The organism is Staphylococcus sp. EG-SA-2 (genome assembly GCF_017152085.1).
In genome coordinates this window covers 1-722 of the sequence record NZ_JACYHC010001090.1, presented here as the reverse complement: position 1 = coordinate 722, position 722 = coordinate 1, and the positions used below count along the sequence as shown (strand labels likewise).

The following is a 722-nucleotide window of genomic DNA, read 5'->3' as shown; positions in this document are numbered from 1 at the left end:
AAGCGAGGTGGCTATTGTGAAAAGGAAATCGAATGTATTAACAATCATAAAAATTGTAACGGATATAGTGGCAACCGTGTTAATCATACGTGCTTTATTAAACAGTCGTAAAGATGCTAAATAAATTGGAAGTTACTTAAAATAAAAAAGCACGCCAATACGTTAGCATTGTTTTCTAACGTTTGGCGTACAACTATTTAATTCAGTATGTTAATTAATCCCAATAAATCGAGTCGATTTCACCGTTTTTAACAACTTTAATATTTTTTCTGTTCTCTTCTAAAGGACGAGTTAAGTCAAAAGTATAGTAATCTCTAGGACCACCATCTTTAATTCTGACAACTGCTTTCTTCACATCACCTTGGCTTAATTTTTTAACAATAAGGTACAGATCATTAACAGTTTCAGCTTTGTAAGGAGTTAGATTTTTATCAGACTCTTTCATTAACTTATCAATACGTTCATCGTCCTTTTTAGCTTGATCTGCTAAATTTTTTGCGATTTCTAAACCTTTCCATTCATAACTAAAGAAAGCTTTAGCATCATTAGTTTGAGTTAAAAGACCTGCAGCGATTACTGTAGATGCGATAATAGTTTTTGTGATATTTTTTTTCATAATAAGTTCTCCCTGTAAAATAAATTTGTACTTACTAATGCGAGTACACTGCTATTTTACAAACGGTTTCATGCATTTACCAGTTAACACTTCATTAATTAAAATT

General features: G+C 30.9%; 1 protein-coding gene and 1 pseudogene. Both read right to left on the bottom strand.

What is annotated here, in order from left to right:
• Window positions 1-162: 162 nt before the first annotated feature.
• Window positions 163-255 (bottom strand): annotated as a pseudogene (locus IDG60_RS18240) (hypothetical protein).
• Window positions 215-616: an FPRL1 inhibitory protein FLIPr gene (locus tag IDG60_RS18235; RefSeq protein WP_000739564.1), complete on the bottom strand. Its 402-nt coding sequence runs from the start codon at window positions 614-616 to the stop codon at window positions 215-217. Before IDG60_RS18235 ends, IDG60_RS18240 begins: the two are co-directional and overlap by 41 nt.
• Window positions 617-722: the final 106 nt, after the last annotated feature.

Excerpts from the sequence above, each read along its gene's own strand:
- IDG60_RS18235 (WP_000739564.1), bottom strand. The coding sequence starts at position 616 with ATGAAAAAAAATATCACAAAAACTATTATCGCATCTACAGTAATCGCT.